General features: G+C 71.9%; 15 protein-coding genes and 1 pseudogene. 15 read left to right on the forward strand and 1 reads right to left on the reverse strand.

The features are described 5' to 3' along the window. Positions 1-169 precede the first annotated feature (169 nt). From JFN87_RS10510 to JFN87_RS10540, 7 genes are all read left to right on the forward strand, one after another. A complete protein-coding gene (locus tag JFN87_RS10510) occupies positions 170-2095 on the forward strand; it encodes a WD40 repeat domain-containing protein (protein WP_209339687.1) in 1926 nt (641 codons plus the stop codon). Continuing rightward, positions 2092-3417, forward strand: coding sequence for an MFS transporter (locus JFN87_RS10515; RefSeq protein ID WP_209339688.1), 1326 nt, complete (start codon positions 2092-2094; stop codon positions 3415-3417). The genes JFN87_RS10510 and JFN87_RS10515 overlap by 4 nt, the downstream gene beginning before the upstream one ends. Next, positions 3414-4199, forward strand: a complete 786-nt coding sequence (locus JFN87_RS10520; RefSeq protein ID WP_209339689.1) for a GTP cyclohydrolase II — start codon at positions 3414-3416, stop codon at positions 4197-4199. Before JFN87_RS10515 ends, JFN87_RS10520 begins: the two co-directional genes overlap by 4 nt. Then, on the forward strand, positions 4196-5872 hold the full coding sequence (locus JFN87_RS10525) for a WD40 repeat domain-containing protein (RefSeq protein ID WP_209339690.1): 1677 nt from the start codon (positions 4196-4198) through the stop codon (positions 5870-5872). Before JFN87_RS10520 ends, JFN87_RS10525 begins: the two co-directional genes overlap by 4 nt. A gap of 14 nt (positions 5873-5886) precedes the next feature. Further along, positions 5887-6927: a formylglycine-generating enzyme family protein gene (locus JFN87_RS10530; RefSeq protein WP_245179155.1), complete on the forward strand. Its 1041-nt coding sequence runs from the start codon at positions 5887-5889 to the stop codon at positions 6925-6927. Positions 6928-6992: 65 nt separating this feature from the next. After that, positions 6993-8054, forward strand: a complete 1062-nt coding sequence (locus JFN87_RS10535) for a hypothetical protein (RefSeq protein ID WP_209339691.1) — start codon at positions 6993-6995, stop codon at positions 8052-8054. A gap of 2 nt (positions 8055-8056) precedes the next feature. After that, the gene (locus JFN87_RS10540; RefSeq protein WP_209339692.1) at positions 8057-8488 is read left to right on the forward strand and encodes a winged helix-turn-helix transcriptional regulator; all 432 of its coding nucleotides are present in this window, start codon (positions 8057-8059) and stop codon (positions 8486-8488) included. A gap of 48 nt (positions 8489-8536) precedes the next feature. Here the strand turns inward: JFN87_RS10540 and JFN87_RS10545 are convergent, their stop codons facing one another. Next, positions 8537-9190, reverse strand: a complete 654-nt coding sequence (locus JFN87_RS10545) for a TetR/AcrR family transcriptional regulator C-terminal domain-containing protein (RefSeq protein ID WP_209339693.1) — start codon at positions 9188-9190, stop codon at positions 8537-8539. 71 nt (positions 9191-9261) lie between these two features. On the opposite strand from JFN87_RS10545, the gene JFN87_RS10550 reads away from it, so the two are divergent. From JFN87_RS10550 to JFN87_RS10585, 8 genes and pseudogenes are all read left to right on the forward strand, one after another. Beyond that, positions 9262-10716: an FAD-dependent monooxygenase gene (locus tag JFN87_RS10550; RefSeq protein WP_209339694.1), complete on the forward strand. Its 1455-nt coding sequence runs from the start codon at positions 9262-9264 to the stop codon at positions 10714-10716. 172 nt (positions 10717-10888) lie between these two features. Continuing rightward, entirely contained in the window at positions 10889-12112 is a 1224-nt protein-coding gene (locus JFN87_RS10555) for an amidohydrolase (protein ID WP_209339740.1), read from the forward strand. Positions 12113-12250: 138 nt separating this feature from the next. Next, positions 12251-13315 carry a BMP family lipoprotein gene (locus JFN87_RS10560; protein WP_209339695.1) on the forward strand — a complete coding sequence of 355 codons (1065 nt, stop codon included), beginning with the start codon at positions 12251-12253 and terminating at the stop codon, positions 13313-13315. Positions 13316-13497: 182 nt separating this feature from the next. Beyond that, on the forward strand, positions 13498-15192 hold the full coding sequence (locus JFN87_RS10565; RefSeq protein WP_245179169.1) for an ABC transporter ATP-binding protein: 1695 nt from the start codon (positions 13498-13500) through the stop codon (positions 15190-15192). Further along, positions 15189-16325 carry an ABC transporter permease gene (locus JFN87_RS10570; RefSeq protein WP_209339696.1) on the forward strand — a complete coding sequence of 379 codons (1137 nt, stop codon included), beginning with the start codon at positions 15189-15191 and terminating at the stop codon, positions 16323-16325. The genes JFN87_RS10565 and JFN87_RS10570 overlap by 4 nt, the downstream gene beginning before the upstream one ends. Beyond that, on the forward strand, positions 16322-17614 hold the full coding sequence (locus tag JFN87_RS10575) for an ABC transporter permease (RefSeq protein WP_209339697.1): 1293 nt from the start codon (positions 16322-16324) through the stop codon (positions 17612-17614). Before JFN87_RS10570 ends, JFN87_RS10575 begins: the two co-directional genes overlap by 4 nt. Then, positions 17611-18003: pseudogene (locus JFN87_RS10580) on the forward strand (cytidine deaminase); the annotation flags it as partial. The gene JFN87_RS10575 and the pseudogene JFN87_RS10580, both read left to right, overlap by 4 nt. Before the next feature lie 136 nt (positions 18004-18139). After that, positions 18140-19417 carry a thymidine phosphorylase gene (locus tag JFN87_RS10585; RefSeq protein WP_209339743.1) on the forward strand — a complete coding sequence of 426 codons (1278 nt, stop codon included), beginning with the start codon at positions 18140-18142 and terminating at the stop codon, positions 19415-19417. Positions 19418-19480: the final 63 nt, after the last annotated feature.

The raw sequence follows: 19480 nt of genomic DNA on the forward strand, positions 1-19480 counted from the left end.
TGGATCAGCTGATCTGACGGAGGGCTCCGCGCCGGCCGGCCGGCCGGCGCGGGCCCGCCTCTGAGCGGCGGCCGCCGTCCCTGGGCGAGGTGCCTTCGAGGCCTTCTCCCTTGGTGCGGCGGCCGTCGCGCCTGTCTGCCCCCCTCACCCGGAAGGAGCACCGTTCCCCATGACCCTCACGGAGCGCATCACTCGTATCGTCAGCAGGCCGGACGGCGGCCTGTTCGCCGCCGACGTGCTCGGCAACGTACACCTGCTGGACACGGACCTTCGGGTGCTCGCCTCGTCCGGCGCCACGTCCCGCGCGCAGGACCCGGCCGGCGACCCCGTCTTCGCGATGACATTCGCCGGGCGGTGGCTCATCACCCGGGACAAACGCGGCACCGTCTCGCGCTGGGACGCCGCCACACTGCGGCTCGTCGACCGGCTGGACGCCGCCGCCCCCTGCGACAGGTCCCTGCTGATGGAGGGCGAGGAGCCGTCGCCCACCATGGTCCGCGGCATCGGTGTGTGGAACGGCAAGGTCTACCTCAGCAACGGCTACTTCCAGCTCGTCGTGCTCGACCTGGACACCTTCGCGGTGGAACGCGTCCAGCCGTGGTCGCAGAAGTTCGCCCGGCTCGAATGGTTCTGCACCGACGCGCCTGGCGTGCAGGCCGTCTCGGACCGCAGTGGCAGGGTGTACATCGGATCGCTCGACGACCTGGACTTCCCGGTCGTGAGCCAGGTCGACAGCTCCAACATCCACCGCCTGCTGTACGACGCGCGCCACGGCCGGCTGTGGGCCACACTCGACGGCGGCACCGGGGACGACCGCGCCATCCGCAACGGCGTGGCCACGGTCGGCCTCGACGGGCAGGTCATCGAGCGGTCGCTGTTCGCGCGCAACGACGTCGAGGCGATGGCGTTCTCGCCGGACTTCTCCAAGGCGTACGTCGGCGGGTTCGACGGCGAACTGCTCATCTACGACAACACCTCGCCCCAGTTGCGCATCGACAAGCGCGTCTCCGGCTTCAGCCACCAGATCTTCGACATCGCGGTCGACACCGCCGGCGGCGCCGTCCACGTACTCAGCCAGGACGGGGAGATCGCCACGGTCGACCCCGACGGTGTGTTCGTCGGCCGGCTCGGCTACGGGCGCCAGTGCGCGTGGGACATCCGCCCCGTGCCGGGCAGCGACGGACGGTTCGCCGTCGCGACGGACGACGGGGCGGCCCTCGTCGACGTGGTGGAACGCTGCCCCGGCCACCCCGCCCTGCACCTCGCCGCACACGACACGGGCGGCACGGGCTTCACCCGCCGCGTACTGCCCACCGAGGACGGCTGGTTCGGCATCGCCTGGCCCCGCGAGGTGCTGCGCGCCGAGGACGAGGACCGCCGCACATGGACCGTGCAACTGCCCAGCATTGTCCACACGCTGGCGCTCTCGCCCGACGGCACCCGGCTGCTCGCCGCGTGCAACACCGGCGGCATCGAGCTGGACGCACGCACCGGACGGGAGACGGGCCGGATCACCGGCCTGCCGGCCTCCGCATGGGTCAGCGGCTACCTCCCGGACGGGCGGCGCCTGCTCGGCACGCGCAACGGCCTGCTGCGCGCCTACGACACGGCGGGCGAGGTGACGTGGGAGATCGACCTCGGCGGGTACCCCAAGCGGCTCGACGTGTTCGGCGAGCGGATCCGGGTGACGGGCTCCGGCGGTGTGAAGGAGTACCTCGCCGACGCGGAGAAGATGGACCGGCAGTTCGTCGAGCTCTTCGACAACACCGTGGAGAACGCCACACTGATCGACGGCACACTGTGCGCCGTCTCCTACGGCATGCAGCTCGGCGCGTTCGACTACGAGACCGGTGAACTCATCGGATTCGTCGAAGACTTGCCCGACTTCACCAAGAGCATCGCCTCGTTCCACGACTCCACGGGCGCCCCGGTCATCGTCGTCGGCGGACGCGGCGGCTTCCTGCGCCTGTACCGGCTCGACCGCTCGTCGCCCCAGCAGGTCCTGCGGCCCCTGCGCGAGTTGTGGCTGCCCGCGACGCCCGCATCCGGGACGCTCGAGGTGAAGGCAGAGGCCGACAGCGCGGGCAGCCGATGAGCGGTGACGAGGAGAGCGCCCGCGCCCCGGGGGACACCCTTGCCCCCGCCGCCCAGCCGCAGGAACCCTCCCCCCTGCGCGACCCGCGGTTCCGCGTCTTCGCCGCGGGCAACGCGCTGAACAACGTGGGCGAGGCCGTCTACGCCACCGCGCTGCCCCTCATGGTCTACGACCTCACCGGGTCCCTGACGTCGATGTCACTGCTGGCCGCGGCCGTCCCGCTGAGCCTGGTCGCCGGTCCCTGGCTCGGCTCCGCCGCGGACCGCTGGGGGCCCAGGGTGCTGGTGGTGCCCGGGCTGCTGGTCCAGGCCACGGGCGCCGTCGCCATGAACATGAGTGTGACGGCAGGCCACGCCTCGACCTGGCTGCTGTTCGGGTGCGCCTTCCTGGTCGCCCTCGGCGGCTCCGCGTACCTCACCGGCTGGATCACCGGCGTCCCCTCGATGTTCCCCGACTGCAAGGTCCGCGCACGCGGGACGCTCAACAGCGTCTTCTTCACCACCACCGTGACGGGCCCGCTGCTGACGACGGCGACCCTGCCGTGGATCGGCTACACCGGCCTGCTGTGGCTGAACGCGACGACCTTCGCCGCGCCCATCGCCGTGTGGCTCATGGGGATCCACCCCCCGCGCCACCGGCACCTGCCCATGGAGCGGCGGCCCCGCACAGGGCAAGGGGTGCGCGAGGGGTGGCGCGCCGTCGCCTCGGACCCGCGCATGCTGACCATCACGGCCGTCCACGTCGTGCTGTCGCTGGTGTGCGGCGCGGGCCTTCAGGCGCTGGTCGTCTACGACCTGCGCCACCACTGGCACATGTCGAGCGCCACGTCATCGGCGGTGATCCTCGCGTCGAACGCCTGCATGCTGGTGGGCAACCTGCTGGTCGCCCAGCGGGCCATCTTCCGTCCGCACCTGTCGCTGACGCTCGGCACCGTTCTGCGCACCCTGACGCTGTTCCTGCTCGCCGCGCCGCTGCTGCCCGCCTTCCTCGGCGGGCTCGTGCTCGGCGCCCTCGGCCAGGGGGCCGTCCTGAGCACCATGGTGATGATGCGCGTCAAGTACATCCCGCAGGACGTGCTGGGACGCTCGTCCGGGCTGCTCTCGCTCCTCGCGGGCGGCGCGGCCCTGCTGTCACCCGTGGTGGCACCGGTGCTCAGCCACGCGCTCGGCGTCCGCGGCGCGTTCTGCGTCCTCGGGCTGCTGTCGCTGTCCACGCTCGGCTACCTGCGCCGTACCTGGCGCGCCTGGGAGGCCGCCGACCGCGTGCCGCCGGCCGGCGCCCGTCCCGCCGTCGCCGACGCCACCAGCGGGGGGACGACATGAGCCGAACCGCACGCACCGGCGACTCGCCCGCACGCACCGGCAACTCGCCCGCTGGCGACTCGCCCGCCGGCGACTCAGCCACCGGGGACTCGCCCGCCGGCGCCGACCCGCGCGTGGTGCGCCCGGCACCGCCGCCTGACGAGGGCAAACAGGGCCACGCCCCCAACCGCGCCGCCGCCCGCGTCCGCACGAGCGTCACCGTCCCGCTGCGGTGCGGGGAGCGTACCCACCGGGCCACCGTGGCCACCTTCCACGACCTCGTGGACGCCCGGGAGCACCTCGCCGTGCTGCTCGGCCCGCCCCACCCGGCCGTCCCCCTGGTGCGGCTGCACTCCGAGTGCCTCACCGGCGACGTGTTCGGCTCCGAGCGCTGCGACTGCGGGGCGCAGCTGGACGAGGCGCTCACCCGCATCGCCGCGGCCGGCGGTGTGCTGCTGTACCTGCGGCAGGAGGGCCGAGGCATCGGCCTCTACAACAAGCTCGACGCCTACCGCCTGCAGGACCACGGCCTCGACACGTACGCGGCCAACCGCGCGCTCGGCATGGACGACGACGCGCGGGACTACACCGCGGCCGTCCAGATGCTCCGCGCGCTCGGGCACGACGAGATCGACCTGCTCACCAACAACCCCGACAAGCGGCGCCAGCTCGAACGCGGCGGCATCCGCGTACGCCACGTGGTGGCGACCGCCGTCCACCTGACGGCACACAACTCCGCCTATCTGCAAGCCAAGGCGACCGTCACCGCGCACACACTCTCGATGGAAGGACTACGCCATTGATCCGCCACAAGGGACCGATCAGCGGCATCGCCACGCACGGCGGCCGGTACGTCGCCACCGCGGGCTACGACAACCAGGTGATCCTGTGGGACGCGGCGACACGGCGGCCCCTCGCGCGCGCCGTGCACGACCACCTCGCCAACCACGTCGCGTTCAGCCCGGACGGCCGGTACCTGCTCAGCTCGTCGAGCGACTACACGGCGCGGCTGTGGTCGGTGCCCGACCTGGTCCTGCGCGCCGCGTTCTCCGAGCACGGGGACGACGTGGAGATGGGTGTCTTCCACCCCGAGCGTGAACTCGTCGCCACCGCCTCGCGCGACCACCACGTCCGCGTCTACGACTACGGCGGCAGGCTGGTGGCGAGCTTCGCCGGGCACCGCGCCGACGTGATCTCGGTCGAGTGGCTCGCCGGCACCGACGAACTGGTCTCCTCCAGCGACGACGGCACCGTCAAACGCTGGTCGCTCACCACCGGCGCCCTCGTCTCCGACATCGACCTGGACGGGGTCGAGACGGACACCATCGCCATCACCGCCGCGGGCCTCGTGTACGCGGGCAACGACCGGGGCGAGGTCGTGCGCCTCACCGAGAGCGGGACGCGGAACTTCCCCGCGCACGAGGCGGGCATCAAGCGCCTGGTGTGGAACGAGGACGCCGGCACCCTCGTCAGCCTCAGCTACGACCGTACGGTGAAGATCTGGCGTATCGGTGCCGACGGCACGCCCGCCCTTGCGGCGTCCGCGTCGCTGCCCGCCGCGGTGTGGCCGAGGTCCTGCGCGTTCCTCGACAAGGACACACTGGTCTTCGGCACGTTCGGCTCGTGCTACGCGGTCTACGACACGGTCCGCGACGCGTGGGACCTTGGCGGCGTCGGGCAGACGCCGGCTCTCAACGCCGTCACCGTTTCCCAGGGGCGCGTCTACACGATCGGCGACTGCGGTGTCGTCCACGTCGACGGCAAGCCTGCGGCCGAGACGGGCAGCCTGTGCAACTTCCTGATCGCCGCGGGCGGCAGGGTGCTGACGGGCGGACAGCTCGGCCGGCTCTTCGACGCGGACACCGGCGCGGTGCTGCTGGAACACCGCTCGCCGCTGAACTGCGCGGCCGCCTTCGAACGCGGCGGCGTCCCGCACGTCGTGGTCGGGGCGTACACGGGTGAGGGCCTTGTCCTGCGCGTCGACGGCGGCCGGGTCGAGCACGTCGCGACGCTGCCGCTGCACGCCAACGCGGTCAAGGGGCTCGCGGTGGCGGACGGGACGCTGTTCGCGGTCTGCGCGGACACGTCGGCGGCCTGGTTCAGCACGGACACGCTCACCGAGACCGGCCGTCTCCAGGCGGCCCACGGCAAGATCGCCAACGGCTGCGCCGCCCTGCCCGGCGGGCGCTTCGCCAGCGTCAGCCGCGACCTGTCGCTGCGGCTGTGGCGGGGGACCTCGGCCACGGTCCTGCCCACCCCGCACGACCACTCCGTCAAGTGCGTGGCGGCCTCGGGCGACGGCCGGCGCATCGCCACGGGCTCCTACTTCGGCACCCTCGCCGTGCACGACACGGCGACCGGCGAGTGGAGCGTCACCCGGCCCGCCACCGCGGGCATCTCCAGCCTCCACTACGACGCGGCCGCCGACCGCTTCCTCGCCACCTCCTACGACGGCGCCGTCCACGAACTGGCGTAGAGGAGGCCACCGCCATGAAGGATGACGACTCCGAAGACGACTCCACGGGGCCCGGCCCCGACGTCAACCGCGAAGCCACCCCCGACACCAACCCCAACGCCCTGGAGGACCGCCAGGCCATGGGTCTCGGCAAGGCGTACAGCGACCGTGTCGACCCGCGGGACATGCAGCGGCTGTGCCTCGCCCTCACCCGCGTCGACACGGCCGCCCTGGCGGCGACCGCCGAGGACCCCGGCTCCGACGCCGCCACCCGCGTGGCGGCAGGCCACCTCCTGGCGCTGTACGGCGATCCCCGCATCGACGTCGACTCCCCGGCCATGCTCGACGTCCCCGCCGCACGCGTGCGGCTCGGCCTGCCCCAGGGGCGGGTGGACGAGGTGACCGCCGCCTGGCGGCACGTCGGGGTACGACGCGAGTGGATCGCCAAGGAGGCGCCCGAGTACACGGCCGACATCGCCGCCTTCCGCATCGCCCGCTACCCGGTCACCAACGGCGAGTACCGCACGTTCCTCACGGAGACGAACGCGTCCATGCTGCCCAGCTCCTGGCAGTTCGGCCTGCATCCGACGCACCTGGCCAACCACCCGGTGTGGACGGTCACTCCCCGGGCGGCCGACGCGTACGCGGCCTGGCTGTCGCGCCGCACGGGACGGCGCTTCCGGCTGCCCACCGAGGCCGAGTGGGAGTACGCGGCCGGGGGCGGCGACGGACGCGAGTTCCCGTGGGGCGACCACTTCGCCGCCGGCCGCGCCAACACCGCGGAGACCGGGCCCCTCACCACCACACCGGTGGGCACACACCCCGCCGGGCGCAGCCCGTTCGGCGCCGACGACATGGGCGGCAACGTCGAGGAGTACGTGGCCGACGACTACCGCCCCTACCCGGGCGGCGAGAGCGTCCCCGACGACCTGCTGGCCGGCGGCCGCCCGTACCGCGTCGCACGCGGCGGCAGCTTCACCCGCTACGGGGACCTGACCCGCTGCCGACGCCGCCACGGCTGGTTCCCGAAGGCCATCTACGCGATCGGCTTCCGGCTGGCCGAAACGCCGTCATGACGCCTGTGAACACCACGAGCAGCACGAGCACCACGATCCGCACAGAAACAGGAGGACGAGCCCGCATGGCCGAAGACCCCGGCAACGACGTCACCGTGGGCACGATCGGGACCAGCCGCGTCATCGCCGCCTCGGTCACGACCGGCCGTGAACGGCTCGGCACGGTGGACGACTTCGTCGCGAACCTCAGTGACTTCGACCGCCGCGCCCGCGTCTGCCTCGCCGACCCCGGAACGGACACCGGCACACCGCTCTACCTCGACTACATCACCGCGCAGGTGATGGCGTGGACGAAGGACGAGCTCGACCTGCTGTCCCGCGTGACCGGCGAGATCGACACCCTGCTCGCCGACCGCTGGCCCGGGCTCCTGCCGACCGAAGTCCACTTGGTGAAGACCACCGGCCAGGAGGAGAGCCGGGCCGCCTACACCCGTCACACCGCAACCGTCGTCCTGCCCGCGGGCAAGATCACCCCCGCGCTCGGGCCGTCCCCGGGCGGCGACCCGCTCTTCCCACGCTCCAACACGACAGGACTGCGCGACATCCTGCTGCACGAACTCTTTCACGTGATCAGCAAGAACAGCCCGGAACGCCGCAAGGCGCTCTACCGGCTCGTCGGCTACACCCAACTCGACGCCGTGGTCCCTCTCCCCGACGTGCCGTGGCCGGCCGCCGGCTGTGCCGCCAACCTCCCCGACCTGCGGATCACCAACCCGGACGCGCCCGGCCTCGACGTGTACATCACGCTCCCCGTCCCGCGGTCACCACAGGAGGCGGGCGGGGCACGCGAGTTGGTCGAACGCCCGCTGCTGCCGCTGCTCGCGGCCGACCGCCCTTACGGCGGCGGCAGCTTCTTCGACTACCTCACCTGGTCGTTCCTTGAGTTGAGACGAGACGGCACGGGCTGGGCGGTCGACACCACACCCGACGGCCGGCCCGTCGTCCACCCGATGGTGCCGGGATCCGCCCTGTGGCAGGCCTACCTGGACCGCGTCGGCCGCAATGTGCGGGGCGAGCTGTTCCATCCCGACGAGATCTGCGCCTCGAACTTCGTCCACGCGGCCCTCCTGCCCTCCGCCGCGCTGCTGACCAGCATGGACCACGTCCTCGCGGGTTCCAGGCGGTGACCATGAACGCGACCGGCGGCAGGGCGAGGCCGACGCGGCAGGAGGCGCGGCAGGAGGTGAGACAGGGGGCGCGGCAGGACGGATGCCGGACGCGCGACGTGCTCGGCAGCGTCGGCGACAAGTGGTCGCTGCTCGTCGTCTCCACGCTCACGTCGGGCCCGCTCCGCTTCACGGAGCTCAAGCGGTCCGTCGAGGGCGTCAGCCAGCGCATGCTCACCGTCACACTGCGCGACCTGGAGCGCGACGGGATCCTGGTCCGTACCGTCCGCAGCGTCATGCCGCCCCACGTCAGCTACGAGCTCACCCCGATGGGCAGGACCCTCCGCGACGCCATCGCCCCGCTGCTGGAATGGAGCAGGGCCCATCTGCGCCACATCGACGCCGCCCGCGCACGCTTCCACGGCCGCGCCGGGCGCATGGACGGTGACGGCTGAGGCACCGCCCGGGCCGGGTGCGCCCGAGAGGCGGCCGCGCTCGCGGGGTCAGGCCGTGTTCGGCCCGGAGTCGAGCAGCGTCGCCCCGATGCCCGCGACCACCGCGGTGAGGCCCGTGGCGAAGCCCTCGTCCTGGTGGGTGAAGATCTCGTGGCCCACGGCCGCCGCCGTCGGGAAGTCCGCGAGGCGGCGGGCGCGCGCGTCCAGGTCGAGGCCGGTCTCCTCGGTGCCGGGTCGCGTCGTCGACTGCTCCTCGATGACGAAGCCGATGGTGTAGCTGTACGCGGTCGCCCAGGCGCGCCCGGCCGCCCGCGGGGTGAAGCCCGCCGTGACGAGGGTGTTCAGGTACGCCTCCATGGGGCGGGCGTAGGTGGTGTCCGTGAAGAGTGTGCCGCTGTAGACCTTGGCGCCGTCGCGGTAGCGCAGCAGATGGTCGCGCAGGCCGTGCATCGCGGTGGTGAGGGCCTCGCGCCAGTCCTCGGGCGGGTGCTCGGGGAAGTCGGCCGCCATCCGCCGCATCATCTCGGTCGCCATCTCGTCGAGCAGCGCCTGCTTGTCCTTGAAGTGCCAGTACAGCGCGGGCGCCTTCACGCCCAGTTCGCCCGCGATGGCGCGGAGTGTGAGCCCGTTGAGCCCCACGTCGTTGAGGAGCCGCAGGGCGGTGCGGGCGACGAGGGGACGGTCGAGTCGGGAGGTGGCCACGGCGCCAATCTATCGCCGCGCGCCGGGCACGGCCTTGACAACTTAACGCCGTTAAGGGCACGCTCACGGACATGGAACTTAACAACGTTAAGGACGTGGACGTGGACGTGGACGTGCTCGTCGTAGGCGCGGGCCCCGCCGGGCTCGCCCTCGCCTGCGACCTGCGCCGGCGCGGGGTCGACGTGCTGGTGGCGGAGAAGGCGGACGCCCTGTTCCCCGGCTCGCGCGGCAAGGGCATGCAGCCGCGCACGCTGGAGGTGCTGGACGACCTGGGCGTCATACGCGACGTGCTGACCCACGGCGGCCCCATGCCGGTGCCGATGATGTGGCGGAACGGCGAGCGCCTGGGCGAGCGGCCCATGTTCGCGCCGGTGGAGCCCAGCGAGGCCGAGCCGTACAACCTCGCGTGGACGATCCCGCAGTGGCGTACGCAGGAGATCCTGCACGCACGCCTGGTACGCCTCGGTGGCCGTGTCGCGTTCGGCGAGGAGCTGACGGGCCTGACGCAGGACGGCACGTCGGTCGCGGCGGTGTTCGCCTCCGGCCGGCGCGTGAGCGCCCGGTACGCGGTCGCCGCGGACGGCGGGCGCAGCACGGTGCGCCGGCTGCTGGGCGTGGCGATGCGCGGCGAGGACGTCGCGCCCACGCCGATGGTGGTGGCCGACGTGCGCATCCCCGCTCTCGACCGTGACCACTGGCACACGTTCGCCGGGGAGGGCGAGGGCGCCGGGGCGGACGAGGGCGGGCACTTCCTCGCGCTGTGCCCGCTGCCGGGTACCGCGGACTTCCAGCTCGCCGCGAGCCTGCCGCCCGGTTCGGCGCCCGACCTCTCGCCCGACGGGGTACGCGGCCTCGTCGCGGCCCGTACGCACCTGGCGGCGTCCGATGTGGCGGAGGTCGCGTGGTCGTCCGACTTCCGGCCGCGTGCCGCGCTCGCCGACCGTTTCCGCGTGGGACGTGTCTTCCTCGCGGGCGATGCCGCGCATGTCCACTCGCCCGCAGGCGGCCAGGGCCTCAACACCAGCGTCCAGGACGCGTACAACCTCGGCTGGAAGCTCGGCCAGGTGCTGCGGGCGGGCGCCCCCGACGCGCTGCTCGACACGTACGAGGGCGAACGGCGCCCGGTGGCGGCCGGGATGCTCGGCCTGTCCACACGGATCCACCGCGGTCAGGAGCAGCGCGGCGAGAAGACCCGCCAGCTCGGCCTCACCTACCGGACGGGCCCCCTCGCGTCGGGCGCCGCCGGCGCTCTCGCGGCGGGCGACAGGGCGCCCGACGGCCCGCTGCCCGACGGGACGACGATCTTCGACGCCCTGCGCGGCCCGCACTTCACGCTCCTGCGGATGGCGACGGACGCCCCGCTGCCCGACGGCCTGCCGGCCGCCGTGCGCGTGCGGGAGCAGCCTGCCGCGTACGCCCCCTACGGCAAGGGCCTCTTCCTCGTGCGTCCTGACGGCCATATCGGCTGGGCCGGCGAGGACGCCGGCGGCCTGCGCCCCTGGCTGCGGTCCGTCGGCCTGGCCTGACAGCGACGGGGCACCGGCGGGGTACCCGCGAGGAAAAGAGTCAGGCATACCCACCGCCGCCACCGGTCATGCCACGCACCGGTGGCGGCGTTCGCTCTCCTGGCTGAAATTTTTCCCGTTCGTACGTGGTTGATCCTTTGGGGGACCTACCCTTCGACAGGTGAGCCAGACGATGTCCCAAGAGTCCGACGCCGAACTGCCCGGCGAAGTCGCACTTCCGGGCGTGCTGCCCGAGGAGCTGCGCGCCGAGCTCGTCGCGTTCCGGCGGGACATGCACATGCACCCCGAGCTCGGGCACCAGGAGGTCAGGGCCACCGCCGCGCTCAAGCAAAGGCTGGAAGAAGCCGGTCTCGCGCCCCGCGTGCTCTCCATGGGGACGGGCCTGATGTGCGACATCGGCACGCCCGACCCCGCGCGTCCCATGCTCGCCCTGCGCGCCGACATCGACGCGCTGCCCATCCCGGACACCAAGGACGGCGTCCCCTACCGCTCCACCGTGCCCGACCGTGCGCACGCGTGCGGTCACGACGTGCACACGACGGTCGTGCTCGGCGCCGGGCTCGTCCTCGCCGACCTGCACAGGCGCGGTCTGCTGCCGCACGCCGTGCGCCTCGTCTTCCAGCCCGCAGAGGAGGTGCTGCCCGGCGGCGCCCCCGAGGCCGTCGAGTCCGGGGTGCTGGACGGCGTGGGCCGCATCCTCGCCGTGCACTGCGACCCCAAGGTCGACGCGGGACGCATCGGGCTGCGCGTCGGCCCCATCACGTCCGCCTGCGACCGCGTCGAGATCGCGCTCGACGGCCCCGGCGGGCACACCGCGCGCCCGCACCTGACGACCGACCTCGTCACGGCCGCCGCCAAGGTCGCCACCGACGTGCCCGCGCTCCTCGCGCGCAGGGTCGACACGCGCTCCGGGCTCGTGCTCACGTGGGGCCGCATCGCGTCGGGACACGCGGCCAACGTCATCCCGCAGCACGCGGAGCTGTCCGGCACGGTGCGCTGCCTCGACCTCGCCGCCTGGCACGACGCGCCCGACCTCGTGCACGCGGCCGTGGACGAGGTGGCGGCGCTGCACCACGCCAAGACGGAGATCACGTACGTGCGCGGCGTGCCGCCCGTCGTCAACGACCCCGCCATGGCCGATCTGCTGCGCGCCGCGCACACCGTGCGGCGCGGCGCCGACGCCGTCGAGGACACCGAGCAGAGCCTCGGCGGCGAGGACTTCTCCTGGTACCTGGAGGACGTGCCGGGCGCCATGGCGCGCCTCGGCGTACGCCCGCCCGGCGAGGGCGCGCACTACGACCTCCACCGGGGCGACTTCGACGTCGACGAACAGGCGATCAAGGTGGGGGTCGAGCTGTTCACGGCCGCCGCGCTGCTCGACGGCAACCGGCTGTAACCGCAGGCGACACCTTCTGTTCGCGACGATCCGATAACGGCTTCCGTAGGGGCCTTTATCTGACATCTACGCGCGTTACGATCGCCGCGAAACCAGCGCCGGAAGAGGCGCTTCGGTCAGTTTGAAGGGACCACCCTCTTGCGCCGGGTAACCAGGATCGCCGCGTCGGGCATAGCCTCCGCCGCGCTCGCGCTGTCTGTCGCCGCCTGCGGCAGCACGTCGGAACAGAAGGCACAGGATGACGCTTCCTCGAGCGCTTCCGGTGCCAAGGGCGGCGTCAAGGTCGGCGTCGCCTACGACGTCGGTGGTCGTGGTGACCACTCCTTCAACGACTCGGCCGCGCGCGGCATCGACAAGGCCAAGAAGCAGTTCGGCGGCAGTGTCAAGGAGCTGACGGCGAAGACGACGGACACCGAGGCCGACCGCCTCGACCGCCTCTCGCAGCTCGCGCAGGCCGGCTACAACCCGGTCGTCGGCATCGGCTACGCGTACGCGAACTCGATGAAGCAGGCCGCCGCCAAGTTCCCGAACACGACCTTCGGCATCGTCGACTCCTCGGTCGACGCGAAGAACGTCGACAGTATCGTCTTCACCGAGGCCGAGAGCTCCTACCTCGGCGGTGTCGCCGCCGCGCTGAAGACGAAGAGCGACCAGGTGGGCTTCATCGGCGGTGTGGACGTGCCGCTGATCAAGAAGTTCCAGGCGGGTTACGTGCAGGGTGTGCACGACACCAACCCGAAGATCAAGGTGGACGTGCAGTACCTGTCGCACGGCTCGGACACCTCCGGCTTCGCCAGCCCCGACAAGGGCAAGGCGGCCGCGCAGGGCATGCTCGACAAGGGCGCGGACGTCATCTTCGCGGCGGCCGGCTCGTCCGGTTCCGGCTCGATCGAGGCCGTCCACGGCAAGAAGGGCGCCTGGGCGATCGGCGTCGACTCCGACCAGTACAACCAGCCGTCGCTGTCGCAGTACAAGTCGTCGATCCTGACGTCCGTCGTGAAGAACGTCGACGTCGGCGTGTACGACCTGGTCAAGTCGGTCCACGACAAGAAGCCGCTGACCGGCACCAACACGTACTCGCTCGCGAAGGACGGCGTCTCGCTGACCTACAGCGGCGGCTACATCGACGACATCAAGTCGAAGATCGACGCGGCCAAGCAGTCGATCATCGACGGCAAGGTCAAGGTCAAGACCACTCCGTGACCCGTGCCGGCCCGGTGAGGCGGTCTTCCGCACCGCTCACCGGGCCTGCGCCATGTCCGCGGGGTTCGCCCGCACACGGCTCGTCCACAGGCAATCGTTCGAGCCATAACGAAGTGTCAACTCTACGCGCGTAGTGGGGAGTTGGCGATAAATTACGCGTTGGGGGCACCCCCGGCCGAAGGCTGGGGGAGTCACCCAACGCCCCCCTCCCCACCCCTCCTTACCATCGAGGAGAGTGCGCCATCAACGCGTCAAGCCCTCCCACCGCCCACGGCCCGTCCGGCACCCCGGGCGCCGGGGCCGCGAGCGATGCCCCCGCGGTCGAACTCCGCGGCATCACCAAGCGGTTCCCCGGCGTCATCGCCAACAAGGACATCGACATCACGGTCCGCAGAGGCACCGTGCACGCCCTGTGCGGCGAGAACGGCGCGGGCAAGTCGACCCTGATGAAGATCCTCTACGGCATGCAGAAGCCGGACGAGGGCACCATCACCGTCGACGGTACCGAGGTCGCCTTCTCCAGCCCCGCCGACGCCATCGCCCGCGGCATCGGCATGGTCCACCAGCACTTCATGCTCGCGGACAACCTGACCGTCCTGGAGAACGTGGCGCTCGGCAGCGAGAAGCTCTACGGCATCGGCGGCAGGGCGCGCGCCAAGATCCGCGAGATATCCGACGCCTACGGGCTCGGCGTGCGCCCCGACGCGCTCGTCGAGGAGCTCGGCGTCGCCGACCGCCAGCGCGTGGAGATCCTCAAGGTCCTCTACCGCGGCGCCCGCACGCTCATCCTCGACGAGCCCACCGCGGTGCTCGTGCCGCAGGAGGTCGACGCGCTCTTCGACAACCTGCGCGAACTCAAGTCCGAGGGCCTCACCGTCCTGTTCATCTCGCACAAGCTGGGCGAGGTGCTGTCCGTCGCCGACGAGATCACCGTCATCAGGCGCGGCACGACCGTCGGCACCGCAGACCCGCGGTCCACCACCGCGCGGCAGCTCGCCGAGCTGATGGTCGGCAGCGAACTGCCGACCCCGGGCGCCCGCGAGTCCACCGTGACGGACGAGCCCGCGCTCGCCGTGAGCGGCCTCAGGCTGACCGCCACCGACTCCGACGGCGTCGTGCGCGAGGTGCTCGACGGCATCGACTTCACGATTCACGAGGGCGAGGTCCTCGGCATCGCCGGCGTGGAGGGCAACGGCCAGGCCGAACTCGTCGAGGCCGTCATGGGGATGCGTACACCCGACTCCGGCACCGTCGTGCTCGGCGGCCGGGACATCTCCCACGTGCCGACCCGCACCCGCCGCGAGAGCGGTATCGGCTACATCCCCGAGGACCGCCACCGGCACGGCCTGCTGCTGGAAGCGCCGCTGTGGGAGAACCGCATACTCGGCCACGTCACCGAGACCCCCAACTCCAGGCGCGGCCTGATCGACGCGCGCGCCGCACGCCTCGACACCGAGCGGATCGTCGAGGAGTACGACGTGCGCACGCCCGGCATCGAGGTCACCGCGGCCTCGCTGTCCGGCGGCAACCAGCAGAAGCTGATCGTCGGCCGCGAGATGAGCCACCACCCGAAGCTCCTGATCGCGGCGCACCCCACGCGCGGCGTGGACGTCGGCGCGCAGGCGCAGATCTGGGACCAGATCAGCGAGGCGCGCCGCGAGGGGCTCGCGGTGCTGCTGATCTCCGCCGACCTGGACGAGCTGATCGGCCTGTCCGACACACTCCGGGTGATGTACCGGGGCCGGCTGGTCGCCGACGCGGACCCGGCCACCATCACCCCCGAGGAGCTGGGCTCCGCCATGACGGGCGCCTCAAGCGGCCACCTGGACCACGAGGCCGTGGGCGCGAGCGCCCCGGAAGGCGGCGAAGAAGGATGAACAAGCTCACCGCACGCATCGACAAGGAGCGGCTGCTCCTCGCGCTCGCGGCCCCCGTACTCGCGGTCGTCGCGGCGCTCGTGGTGACCGCGCTGGTCATCCTCGCCACCGGCAAGAACCCGTTCGAGGCGTTCAACGACATGCTGTCGTACGGCTCGGCGAGCGACAGCCAGATCTACATCCTGAACAAGGCGACGACGTACTACCTCGCGGGCGTCGCCGTCGCCGTCGGCTTCCGGATGAACCTGTTCAACATCGGCGTCGACGGCCAGTACCGCATCGCCGCGTTCTTCGCCGCCGTCGTCGGCGGGGCGCTGCACCTGCCGGGGCCGCTGCAGATCATCGTGGTCATCCTCGTCGCGATGGTCGTGGGCGCCATGTGGTCAGGCATCGCGGGCATCCTCAAGACCTCGCGCGGGGTCAGCGAGGTCATCTCCACGATCATGCTGAACTCCATCGCGACGGCCGTCATCGCCTATCTGCTGCAACCCGACAAGCTCGGGCAGCTGGACGACGCGGGCACGCTGGTGTCCACCAAGAGCCTGCCGAAGTCCTCCTGGTTCTTCACGTTCAACGCGGGCCCGGCAGGCGAGCTGTGGGGCTTCATCGTGATCGCCGCGCTCGTCGGCGTCGCCTACTGGTTCGTGCTCGGCCGCACGCGCTTCGGCTTCGACCTGCGCGCGGTCGGCCGCTCCGAGAGCGCGGCCGAGGCCAGCGGCGTCGGCGTGAAGAAGATGGTCGTCACCAGCATGGTCATCTCCGGCGCCGTCGCGGGCCTGGTCGGCATGCCGACCCTGCTCAACGACAGCCACGCGTTCTCCAACGACTTCCCGCTGGGCGTCGGCTTCACCGGCATCGCCATCGCGCTGCTCGGCCGCAACAACCCGGTCGGCATCGCGATCGCCTCACTGCTGTGGGGCTACTTGGAACGCACCACGGGCCACCTGGAACTCATCGGCTACGACAAGGAGATCCTCGGCGTCATCCAGGGCGTGATCGTCCTGTGCGTCGTCATCGCCTACGAACTCGTACGCCGCTTCGGCCTGCGCCGCCAGCAGCAGCGCGTCGGAGCCGAACTCGCCGCCCAGGCGGCGGCCACCGCCACCGACGAGAAGCTGGAGGTGGCCCGATGACCGCCACGACCACCGTCACCCCGCCGCCCGCCGCGCCCAAGGCGCCCGGCGGCAAGCCGGCGGCCCGCGGCAGGCTCTCCGTAGCGAAGATCCTGCTGATCGTCGCCGCCGCGCTGGTCCTGATCTCCGCCGTGCGCGTGCTCACCGGCTCCCAGCAGCTCGACTCCGAGGGCCAGATCGCCGCCGCGCTCGGCCTCGCCGTGCCGATCGGCATGGCCGGCCTCGCGGGCCTGTGGTCGGAGCGCGCGGGCGTCGTCAACATCGGCCTCGAAGGCATGATGATCCTCGGCACGTTCGGCGCCGGCTGGATCGGCTGGCAGACCAGCCCGTGGCTCGGCCTGCTGGCGGGCGTCGCCTTCGGCGTGGTCGGCGGCCTGATCCACGCCGTCGTCACCGTCACCTTCGGCGTCGACCACATCGTCTCCGGTGTCGCGATCACCCTGCTCGCGCAGGGCGTCACGCAGTACCTCGCGAAGCTGTTCTTCAACCACGGCGACGCGCTCAACAAGGGCGGCAACCCCAAGCAGTCGCCGCCCGTCGACTCGCTGCCCCAGTTCACCGTGCCCGGCCTGTCCAGCGGGCTGAACTCGATCGCGAAGCACCACTGGTTCCTGGTCTCCGACCTGGCGGGCATCGTCGGCGGCATCTTCACGAAGCTGTCGGTCCTGACGATCCTCGCGGCCGTGCTGTTCGCCCTGACGTGGCTCGTGCTGTGGCGCACGTCGTTCGGCCTGCGGCTGCGCTCCGTCGGCGAGAACCCCGTCGCCGCCGAGTCGCTCGGCGTCAACGTCTACGCGTACAAGTACATCGGCGTCATGATCTCCGGCGGCCTCGCCGGGTTCGGCGGCGCGTTCCTCGCCATGGTCTCCTCGCACTTCTACCTGGAGGGCCAGACCGGCGGCCGCGGCTACATCGGCCTCGCGGCGATGATCTTCGGCAACTGGCGGCCCGGCGGGCTCGCCATGGGCGCGGGTCTGTTCGGCTTCTCCGACGCGCTCCAGTTGCGCAGCGGGGGTGAAACCGTGCACGCGCTGCTCCTGCTGCTCGTGGTGCTGCTGGTACTGCTGGGCGCATGGAAGGCGTACAAGAAGGCGATGGTTCAGGCGATCGTCAGCGGGGCGGTGGCCGCGCTGATCCTGGTGTGGTACCTGCTGACGGACTCGGTCCCGGACGACTTCGTCGGCGCGACCCCGTACGTGGTGACCCTGCTGGTGCTGTCCCTGTCGGCGCAGCGGCTGCGGATGCCGAAGGCGGACGGCCTGCGCTACCGGAAGGGCCAGGGGTCGTGACCGGCGCCGCCGCGCCCGACTGGGCGGCGCTGCGTGAGGCGGCGCGCGAGGCCATGTCGCGCGCGTACGCCCCGTACTCCCGCTACCCGGTCGGCGCGGCGGCGCTGGTCGACGACGGCCGCACGGTCGCCGGGTGCAACGTCGAGAACGCGTCGTACGGCATCGGCCTGTGCGCCGAGTGCGGCCTCGTCTCCGCGCTGCAGCTGTCGGGCGGCGGCCGGCTCACCCACTTCACCTGCGTCGACGGCACGGGCGCCGTGCTCGTGCCGTGCGGGCGCTGCCGCCAGCTGCTGTACGAGTTCGGCGGGCCCGCGCTCGTCCTTCAGACGCCGGACGGGCTGCGCACGCTGGACGAGATGCTGCCGCAGGCGTTCGGCCCGGACCACCTGGCGCAGGACACCACCGCGCCGGACGCCACCACGCAGGACACCACCGCGCAGGACGCCACCGCGCAGGACACCACCGCGCAGGACACCGCCACGTCCGAAGACCCCGCGAAGGACTGAACCACAAGAAATGAGAGACATGGACGTCATCTCGGTGATCCGCACCAAGCGCGACAAGGGCCGGCTGAGCCCGGAGCAGATCGACTGGGTGATCGACGCCTATACGCACGGCGCGGTCGCGGACGAGCAGATGTCGGCGCTCGCGATGGCGATCCTGCTCAACGGGATGGACCGGGCCGAGATCGCCCGCTGGACCGCCGCGATGATCGCCTCCGGCGAGCGCATGGACTTCTCCGGGCTGACGAGGCCCACCGCGGACAAGCACTCCACGGGCGGCGTCGGCGACAAGATCACGCTGCCGCTCGCGCCGCTCGTCGCGGCCTGCGGCGCCGCCGTGCCGCAGCTCAGCGGGCGCGGCCTCGGCCACACCGGCGGCACCCTCGACAAGCTGGAGTCGGTACCCGGCTGGCGCGCGTCCCTCACGAACGAGGAGATGCTGCACGTGCTCGGCACCACGGGCGCGGTGATCTGCGCGGCGGGCGACGGGCTCGCCCCCGCCGACAAGAAGCTGTACGCGCTGCGCGACGTCACGGGCACCGTCGAGGCGATCCCGCTGATCGCGTCCTCGATCATGTCGAAGAAGATCGCGGAGGGCACGGGCTCGCTCGTCCTTGACGTGAAGGTCGGCTCCGGCGCGTTCATGAAGACGATCGAGGACGCGCGCGAACTGGCGTCCACCATGGTCGGCCTCGGCACGGACCACGGCGTGCGTACGGTCGCCCTGCTCACGGACATGGCGACGCCGCTCGGCCGCACCGCGGGCAACGCGCTCGAAGTGCGCGAGTCGGTCGAGGTCCTCGCGGGCGGCGGTCCCGCCGACGTGGTCGAGCTGACGCTCTCCCTGGCCAGGGAGATGCTGGACGCCGCAGGCCTGACCGACGCCGACCCGGAGAAGGCCCTCGCGGGCGGCGCGGCCATGGACGTGTGGCGCCGCATGATCGCGGCCCAGGGCGGCGACCCGGACGCGCCCCTCCCCGTCGCCAGGGAGCAGCACGTGGTGACGGCACCGGCGACGGGCGTGCTCGGCCGCCTCGACGCGTACGACGTCGGCGTGGCCGCATGGCGGCTGGGCGCGGGACGCGCGCGCAAGGAGGACCCGGTGCAGGCCGGCGCGGGCGTCGAGCTGCACGCGAAGCCGGGCGAGACGGTCCGCACGGGCGAGCCGCTGCTGACGCTGCACACGGACACCCCGGAGAAGTTCGCGTACGCGCTCGAGGCCCTGGAGAACGCGTACGACATCGCCGCCCCCGGCACGCCGTTCACGCCGACCCCGGTGGTCCGCGAGCGCATCGCCTGAAGCGGCCCCGCACCGCCTGAAACGGCCCGGCGATCTCCGCGGGCGATCTCCGCGGCCGCGGCC

The sequence above is a fragment of the Streptomyces montanisoli genome (genome assembly GCF_017813245.1).
In the GTDB taxonomy this organism is placed as follows: Bacteria; Actinomycetota; Actinomycetes; order Streptomycetales; family Streptomycetaceae; genus Streptomyces; species Streptomyces montanisoli.